Below are 7,818 nucleotides of genomic sequence, written 5' to 3'. Positions count from 1 at the left end.
GCAGCTTTTCATGGCCGCTTACATCGCTGCTCTCCGACGTCACCCGGGTCCTCTCCGAGAACCACGTGAACATCCTCTCGGCCTCCGTGAACACCACCCGCGACCGCGTGGCGATGAGCCGGTTCGTCTTCGAGATGGGCGACCCCCGGTTCCTCGGCCACGTGATCGACGCGGTGCGCCGCATCGACGGCGTCTTCGACGTGCACCGCACCTGAGCCTCCCGGCCTCAGTCGGGGACGTCCAGCGCCGCCAGCAGCGCGCCCAGCCGGCGCCGGGCCGCCACGACGCCGGCACGGCGGGTCCGGCGGGCCAGCCGCTCCCGCAGCCCGGCGGCGCCGTGGGCGCCGATCACGGCGGCCGCGCGCCGCGCCGCATCCGGGTCGGCGCTGAGCAGCAGGTCTTCGACTGTCCGGGCGGGCGTCGTGACCCGCACGGGGCCGAAGCGGAGCACGTCGTGCTCGGCGGGGGCGACGCCCGTGGCATCGGCCGCGACGTCCGACTGCGTGAGCGTCCAGGGCAGCAGGCCCCCGCCGGCGGGGCGCCGGTGGAAGTGCGGCACGGCCGCGTGCAGCCGCCCGGGCGCCGCGCCGCCGGCCAGGATCCAGGCCGCCGACGGGCCGATCGCGGTCCAGCCGGCGGCCAGGAGCGGGCCGCCGAGGGTCCACAGGGCAGCGGCCCGGACCGCGGGATCGTCCGCGGCGTCCGGCCGCGCCCACACCCCGGGCAGCAGCGGCCGCACGGCGCCCCGCGCGCCGAGCGCCTGCAGCTCCGGCTCCGTGAAGGGGTCGCCCGCCAGCACGAGTGCCCCGGTCGGGGCGGTCTCCTCGATCGTCACGGTCGTCATGCCCGGATCCTGCCAGAGACGGGGACGCCCCCGCGGCCGCCTGTGGACAGGCGGGCCGCGGGGGCGTGCTCGAGACGGGTGGGGCTCAGCGGAGCTCGGAGGCCGAGGCCTCGAGGGCCTGCTTCCACTGCAGGCGCGCGTCGAGCGCCTCCTGGGCCTTCTTGACGGCGCGCTGGTCGCCCCGGGCCTGGGCCCGGGCGAGATCCGCCTCGAGCCCCGCGATGGTCTCCTCGAGCTGCGTGAGGGCGGAGTTCGTGCGGGCCTTGGTCTCCGGGTCGGTGCGGCGCCAGTGCTCGTTCTCCGCCTGCTTGAGGGCGTCCTCGAGCTTGCGGAAGCCCTCCTCCATCCGGCGGACGTCCCCGCGGGGCACGCGGCCGGCATCCTCCCACCGCCCGCGCAGCTCGTTGAGCGCGCGCCGTCCGGCCTTGACGTCCGTGAACGGGAGCAGCTTCTGGCCGTCGGCGAGGATCTGCTCCTTCACCTTCAGGTTGGCCCCGTACTCGCGGTCGATCTCCTGGTTCGCGGCCTTGCGGGCGGCGAAGAAGACGTCCTGGGCGGCGCGGAAGCGGGCCCAGAGGGCGTCGTCCTCCTTGCGGGAGGCCCGGGGGGCGCGCTTCCACTCGTCCATCAGGTCGCGGTACTTGCCGGCGGTCACGCCCCAGTCGGTGGAGGTGGACAGCTCCTCGGCACGGGCGATGAGACGCTCCTTGACCTGCTTGGCCTCGGCCGAGGCGGCGTCCAGCCGGGAGAAGTGGGCGCGGCGGGTCTTGTCGAACGCGGTGCGGGCGCCGCGGAAGCGCTTCCACAGGTCGTCCTCGACCGACTTGGCCAGACGCGGACCGGCCTTCTGGGCGGCCTTCCACTCCTCGAACAGCTCCGTCATGCGCTTGGACGCGGTCTTCCAGGGCATCCGCTCGGCCGGGGTCTGGGCGAAGGTCTCGGCCTCGGCGACGATGGCCTCGCGGGTGGCCAGCTGCTCGGCCTGGGCGGCCTGCCGGGCCTCCTGTTCCGCGGCGCGGTAGTCGCCCAGGAGGGTCTCCAGGGCCGCCAGGCGGGTGCGGAGGGCGTCCATGTCGCCGACCATGTGGCGCTCGTTCACCGCGGTCGTCATCTGACCCAGCGCCCGGCCCAGCTCACCCGAGGGGGCGCCGGCGGCGATGCGCTGCTCGAACAGGGCCATCTGGGCGCGCACGTCGTCGTACTTGCGCACGAAGTACGCCAGCGCGTCCTCGGTGCTCGCGTCCGGCACCTGGCCGACCGCGTGCTCCTCCTGCCCGTCCAGCAGCGTGACGTGGCCGTCCTCGCTCACCCGGGCGAACCTGGCGGCCTCCTCCACCGGGGTGGGCGGCACGGTCGGGGCCACGACGGGGGCCGGGGCGACGGACGCGGCGGCGGGCGTCGCGGGGCGCACGGCGGCCGGGCTGGCCTTCTTCATCGCGGCCGGGGAGGGCACGGCGGGCGTCTCGGCGGGCTGGGAGGAATCACCGTGCGCCGGGGCGTCGGGGACGATCTCGGGGACGGGCCGGGCCTCGGCGGGCACGGTCGTATCGGCGGCCTCGGCCGACGCGGGGGTGGACTCGGTGGCGGGGGACTGCTGGTCGTCGGGCTGCATGTGATTGGTCACCGCTGGAACTCTCCCTGACTGCGCCGGCACGCAGTCGTCGAGGGATGCGGCCGGTCGGGATGGACACGAACAGGGCCAGCGTACCGGGCCGGACAGCGCCCGCGCCTAGAATGGGCCGGTGCGCCGGCGGGGGACCGTCGCGCGTCCCCGCCGTCGTCGTCTCGAAGGATCGCCATGTCCCGCAAGGCCTCCCTGTCCGGTTTCCACGAGTGGCTGCCCGCCGAGCGGCTCGTGGAGCAGCACGTGCTCGACACGCTGCGGCGGACCTTCGAGCTGCACGGGTTCGCCGGCATCGAGACCCGTGCCGTGGAGACCCTGGGCCAGCTGCTGCGCAAGGGCGAGGTGGACAAGGAGGTCTACGCGGTCTCGCGCCTGGCCGAGGACGAGGAGGTCGCCGCGGGCCTGCGCGATCCCAAGGACCCGGCCGACCCCAAGCGCCTGGCCCTGCACTTCGACCTCACCGTGCCGTTCGCCCGCTACGTCGTGGAGAACGCCGGCCACCTCGCCTTCCCCTTCCGTCGCTACCAGATGCAGAAGGTCTGGCGCGGGGAGCGCCCTCAGGAGGGCCGCGCCCGCGAGTTCACCCAGGCGGACATCGACGTCGTCGGCGACGGCGCCCTCTCGCCCCGGTACGACGCCGACGTCGCACTGGTGATGGCCGAGGCGCTCGGCGCCCTGCCGATCGGCGACTTCCTCATCCGCGTGAACAACCGCAAGCTCGCCGAGGGCTTCTACCGGGGCATCGGCCTGGAGGACACCGCCGGCGTGCTGCGCAGCATCGACAAGCTGGAGAAGGTCGGCCCGGAGGAGGTCGCGCGGCTGCTCCAGGAGGAGGTCGGCGCGAGCCCCGAGCAGGCTGCGCAGGCGCTGGCCCTGGCGGACATCCGCACGTCGGACACCTCGTTCGTCGAGCGGGTCCGCGCCCTGGGGGTGACCCACGAGCTGCTCGAGGAGGGGCTGACCGAGCTGGCCGACGTCGTCGCCACCCTGCACCGCCGCGCCCCCGGGCGCGCCGTGGCGGACCTGTCCATCGCGCGCGGCCTGGACTACTACACGGGCACCGTCTACGAGACCGTCCTGGTGGGCCACGAGCAGCTCGGCTCGATCTGCTCGGGCGGCCGCTACGACGCGCTCGCGTCCAAGGGGAACCGCGTGTTCCCCGGTGTCGGACTGTCCATCGGCGTGACGCGGCTGGTGATGCGCATGCTGTCCCAGCAGATGGCCGTGGCCTCCCGCTCCGTGCCGACCGCGGTGTACGTGGCGCTGACGGCGGACGAGGACTGGTCCGAGGCCCAGGACGTCGCGGCCCTGCTGCGGGAGCGCGGCATCCCCGCGGAGGTCGCGGTGTCCGCGGAGAAGTTCGGCAAGCAGATCAAGTATGCGGACCGCCGCGGCATCCCGTTCGTCTGGTTCATGGGTCGGGACGACGCCGGCGCGCGGGTCCACGAGGTGAAGGACATCCGCTCCGGCGAGCAGCACGCCGCGGACCCGGCCGACTGGACCCCGCCGGCCGAGGACCTGCTGCCGCAGGTCGCCCGCGCGCAGGACTGAGCGGACGCGGCCGCTATGCCGGCCCCGGTGTGCGGCGGCGGTGGGTGTCTGCGCGTCGGGTCACCGGCCCCGGCGCCCGGCCCGCACGAACGCGCGCCCGCCCACCCCGATCAGGAACACGCCCGCCATCGCGGCCACGGACATCGGCGGCAGGCTGAGGGCGAGCAGCAGGCACAGGGCCAGGCCGAGGACGTTGACGGCGCGGGGCACGCGCAGCGGGCGCGGCCGGGCCGGGCGGCGGCCGTCGTCGTCCCCGCGCAGGGTCAGGGCGGACAGGTTCGCCACCGCGTAGTAGACGAGCACGCCGAACGAGCTGAAGCCCACCACGGTGAGGATGTCCGTGGTGAGCAGGAGCAGGATCACGGCCGCGGCCACCGTCAGCTGAGCCGTCCACGGCGTGCCGGTCCCCGCATGGACCCGTGCCAGGGGGCGGGGCAGGTCGGACTCGCGGGCCATGGCCAGGGCGGTGCGGGAGATGCCCGTCAGCAGGTTGAGCATGGCCCCGGCCGCGGCGAGGGCGGCGCCGGCCACCGCCACCCAGCCCCAGCCGGAGCCCAGGGCGGTCTCGAGCAGGTCGCGCACGGGCGCCGGGGACCGGGCCAGCCCGGAGGTCCCGAGGCCCGAGATCAGCGCCGTGGCGAGCAGCAGGTACAACGCCACGGTCACGGCGAGGGCGATCAGGATGGCGCGCGGGATCGTGCGTGCGGGGTCGATGACCTCCTCACCCATGGTGGCCACGCGCGCGTAGCCGGCGAACGCGAAGAACAGGACGCCCGCGCCCATGAGCACGCCCTGCACGGGGGAGTCGACGCCGAGCGCCGCGGCCGAGCCCCCGGGGGCCTCGCGCGCCAGGCCTGCGCCGATGGCCAACACGAGCACGGCGAGCACGGGCACGAGGATCGCCAACGTCGCCTGCGCGGTCCGCGTCACGCCCGCCATCGCCACCCCGGTGAGCACGACGACGGCGGCCACGCCCGTCCACCGGGCCGCGGCGGCGTCGTCGGGGAAGAGGTACAGGCCGAGGGTGGCCGCCATCGCGGCCACCGACGCGGTCTTGCCCGTGACGAAGCCCCAGCCGGCGACGAAGCCGGCCCACGGGTGCAGCTGCCGCCGGCCGTAGACGTAGGCGCCGCCGGACTCGGGGTGGACGGTGGCCAGCTGCGCCGTGGACAGGGCGTTGCACAGGGCCGCGACGGCCGCGACCGCCAGGGCCCCGTACAGCAGGCCGGGGTGGCCGCCGGTGAGCGCGGCCGCCAGGCCGATCGCGGTGAACACGCCCGCGCCGATCATCGAGCCGAGGCCGATCGCGACGGCGTGGAGCAGGGTCAGGCGGCGCTGCAGGGCGGCGGTCATGACGGGGTCCTCCTGGGCTGGGGCAGTGTGGACGGGGCACTAGACTGACGGGAACGGCGCGCGCCCGCCCCGCAGGCGTATCACACGGCGTCGACCATCACATGAACCCCGCACATCGTCCGGCGACCGGACGGAGAGGATCCTCGTGCTGCGCACCCACTCCCTCGGCGAGCTCAACGCCTCGCTCATCGGCCAGACCGTCACCGTCACCGGCTGGGTGGCGCGGCGGCGAGACCACGGCGGCGTGGCCTTCGTGGACCTGCGCGACGCCTCGGGCTTCGCCCAGGTTGTGGTGCGGGACGAGGCGGACTTCGACCCGCTGCGCAACGAGTGGGTTCTGCAGGTCACCGGCACGGTCGAGCGCCGCCCCGAGGGCAACGAGAACCCGAACCTTCCCTCCGGTGAGATCGAGCTGATCGCGGAGACCGTGACGGTGCTCAACACCGCCGCCGCGCTGCCGTTCCAGGTGGACGAGCACGTGGAGGTCGGCGAGGAGGCCCGGCTGCGCCACCGCTACCTCGACCTGCGCCGCCCGCAGCCCTCGCGCATCATGCGCCTGCGCTCCGAGGTCAACCGGACGGCGCGCGAGCTGCTGCACGGCGAGGGCTTCGTGGAGGTCGAGACCCCGACCCTCACGCGCTCGACGCCGGAGGGCGCCCGCGACTTCCTCGTCCCGGCCCGCCTGGCTCCCGGCTCCTGGTACGCCCTGCCGCAGTCGCCGCAGCTGTTCAAGCAGCTGCTGCAGGTGGGCGGGATCGAGAAGTACTACCAGATCGCCCGCTGCTACCGGGACGAGGACTTCCGCGCGGACCGTCAGCCCGAGTTCACCCAGCTGGACATCGAGGCCTCCTTCGTGGAGCAGGATGACGTGATCGCCCTCGGCGAGAAGATCGTCAAGGCCCTGTGGGCCCTCGTGGGCGTGGACGTGCCGACGCCGATCCGCCGCATGACCTACGCCGAGGCCATGGAGAAGTACGGCTCGGACAAGCCGGACCTGCGCTTCGGCCTCGAGCTGACGGACCTGACCGAGTACTTCAAGGACACCCCGTTCCGCGTGTTCCAGAACGAGTACGTGGGCGCCGTCGTGATGCCGGGCGGCGCCTCCCAGGCCCGCCGCACCCTCGACGCGTGGCAGGAGTGGGCCAAGCAGCGCGGCGCCAAGGGCCTGGCCTACGTGCTCATCCAGGAGGACGGCGAGCTGACCGGTCCGGTGTCCAAGAACATCTCCGAGGAGGAGAAGGCCGGGCTGGCCGCCGCCGTGGGCGCGAACCCGGGCGACTGCGTGTTCTTCGCCGCCGGCAAGCCGAAGGAGTCCCGCGCGCTGCTGGGTGCGGCCCGCGTGGAGATCGGCCGTCGCTGCGGGCTGTTCACCGACGCCGGTGACGGCGTGGCCGCGAAGGACGCCGACTGGGCGTTCGTGTGGGTCGTGGACGCGCCGATGTTCGAGCCGGCGGCCGACGCCGTGGCCTCGGGCGACGTCGCCGTGGGCGCGGGCGCCTGGACCGCCGTGCACCACGCGTTCACCTCGCCCAAGCCGGAGTTCGCGGACACCTTCGACACCGACCCGGGCTCGGCCCTGGCCTACGCCTACGACATCGTGTGCAACGGCAACGAGATCGGCGGCGGTTCCATCCGCATCCACCGTCAGGACGTGCAGGAGCGCGTGTTCGAGGTCATGGGCCTGTCCCCGGAGGAGGCGAACGAGAAGTTCGGCTTCCTGCTCGAGGGCTTCAAGTACGGCGCCCCGCCGCACGGCGGCATCGCGTTCGGCTGGGACCGCGTGGTCGCCCTGCTGGCCGGCACCGACTCGATCCGCGAGGTCATCGCGTTCCCGAAGACCGGCGGCGGCTTCGACCCGCTGACGGCCGCACCGGCGCCCATCACCGCCCAGCAGCGCAAGGAGGCCGGCGTCGACGCGCAGCCGGAGCCGAAGCAGGCCGAGGCCGAGCCGGGAGCCTGATCCGGGCCCGCGGCGGGCCCGCCTCAGCCGCGCCGCGGACCGGCCAGCTCGTCCGAGTCCACGATCAGCGTGAACGGCCCGGAGTTGGTGAGGGAGACGTCCATCTTCGCGCCGAACACCCCGCGCTCCACGCGCACGCCGGCGGCCTCGAGCTCGGCCGTGAACCGCTCGTAGAGCGGCTCGGCCTGGTTGCCCTTCGCCGCGCGCGTCCAGGACGGCCGCCGGCCCTTCCGCACGTCGCCGTACAGCGTGAACTGGCTGACGACGAGCGCCGGGGCACCGGCGTCGGTGAGGGACCGCTCGCCGTCGAGCATGCGGAGCCCGGCCACCTTGCGGGCCACCTGGACGGCCTCGGCCTCGGTGTCGTCGACGGTCACGCCGAGCAGGATCACCAGCCCCTCGCCCTCGAAGGAGCCGACGACTTTGCCGTCGACGGTCACGGACGCGGAACGGGCGCGTTGCAGAACGGCTCTCATGCAGCCATTC

General features: G+C 74.2%; 7 protein-coding genes. 3 read left to right on the top strand and 4 right to left on the bottom strand.

Annotated elements, in window-relative coordinates; translation table 11 throughout:
• A partial coding sequence (locus SJ20_RS11800; protein ID WP_131661511.1) for an ACT domain-containing protein occupies positions 1–215 on the top strand: 215 nt, incomplete at its 5' end.
• An 11-nt stretch (positions 216–226) separates the two neighbouring features.
• Here the strand turns inward: SJ20_RS11800 and SJ20_RS10120 are convergent.
• Both SJ20_RS10120 and SJ20_RS10115 read right to left on the bottom strand, forming a co-directional pair.
• Positions 227–844 carry a hypothetical protein gene (locus SJ20_RS10120; protein ID WP_036380977.1) on the bottom strand — a complete coding sequence of 206 codons (618 nt, stop codon included), beginning with the start codon at positions 842–844 and terminating at the stop codon, positions 227–229.
• An 85-nt stretch (positions 845–929) separates the two neighbouring features.
• Positions 930–2,468, bottom strand: coding sequence for a DUF349 domain-containing protein (locus tag SJ20_RS10115; RefSeq protein WP_044659821.1), 1,539 nt, complete (start codon positions 2,466–2,468; stop codon positions 930–932).
• 174 nt (positions 2,469–2,642) lie between these two features.
• Between SJ20_RS10115 and hisS the strand changes: the two genes are divergently transcribed.
• Positions 2,643–4,019 carry a histidine--tRNA ligase gene (gene hisS, locus SJ20_RS10110; protein ID WP_036313678.1) on the top strand — a complete coding sequence of 459 codons (1,377 nt, stop codon included), beginning with the start codon at positions 2,643–2,645 and terminating at the stop codon, positions 4,017–4,019.
• A 60-nt stretch (positions 4,020–4,079) separates the two neighbouring features.
• On the opposite strand, the gene SJ20_RS10105 is transcribed toward hisS, so the two are convergent.
• Entirely contained in the window at positions 4,080–5,372 is a 1,293-nt protein-coding gene (locus SJ20_RS10105) for an APC family permease (RefSeq protein WP_044659820.1), read from the bottom strand.
• 145 nt (positions 5,373–5,517) lie between these two features.
• Here SJ20_RS10105 and aspS point away from each other — a divergent pair, with 145 nt between their 5' ends.
• Complete coding sequence (gene aspS, locus SJ20_RS10100; RefSeq protein WP_044659819.1) at positions 5,518–7,332, top strand: aspartate--tRNA ligase; 1,815 nt, start codon at positions 5,518–5,520, stop codon at positions 7,330–7,332.
• 23 nt (positions 7,333–7,355) lie between these two features.
• Here aspS and dtd read toward each other — a convergent pair whose 3' ends face one another.
• Positions 7,356–7,808 carry a D-aminoacyl-tRNA deacylase gene (gene dtd, locus SJ20_RS10095; protein WP_044659818.1) on the bottom strand — a complete coding sequence of 151 codons (453 nt, stop codon included), beginning with the start codon at positions 7,806–7,808 and terminating at the stop codon, positions 7,356–7,358.
• Between the last annotated feature and the right edge of the window lie 10 nt (positions 7,809–7,818).

It is taken from the genome of Micrococcus sp. MS-ASIII-49 (assembly GCF_000946635.1).
GTDB lineage: Bacteria > Actinomycetota > Actinomycetes > Actinomycetales > Micrococcaceae > Micrococcus > Micrococcus luteus.
Note: the sequence above shows the minus strand (reverse complement) of the source record. Positions and strands in the feature narration are given on the sequence as shown.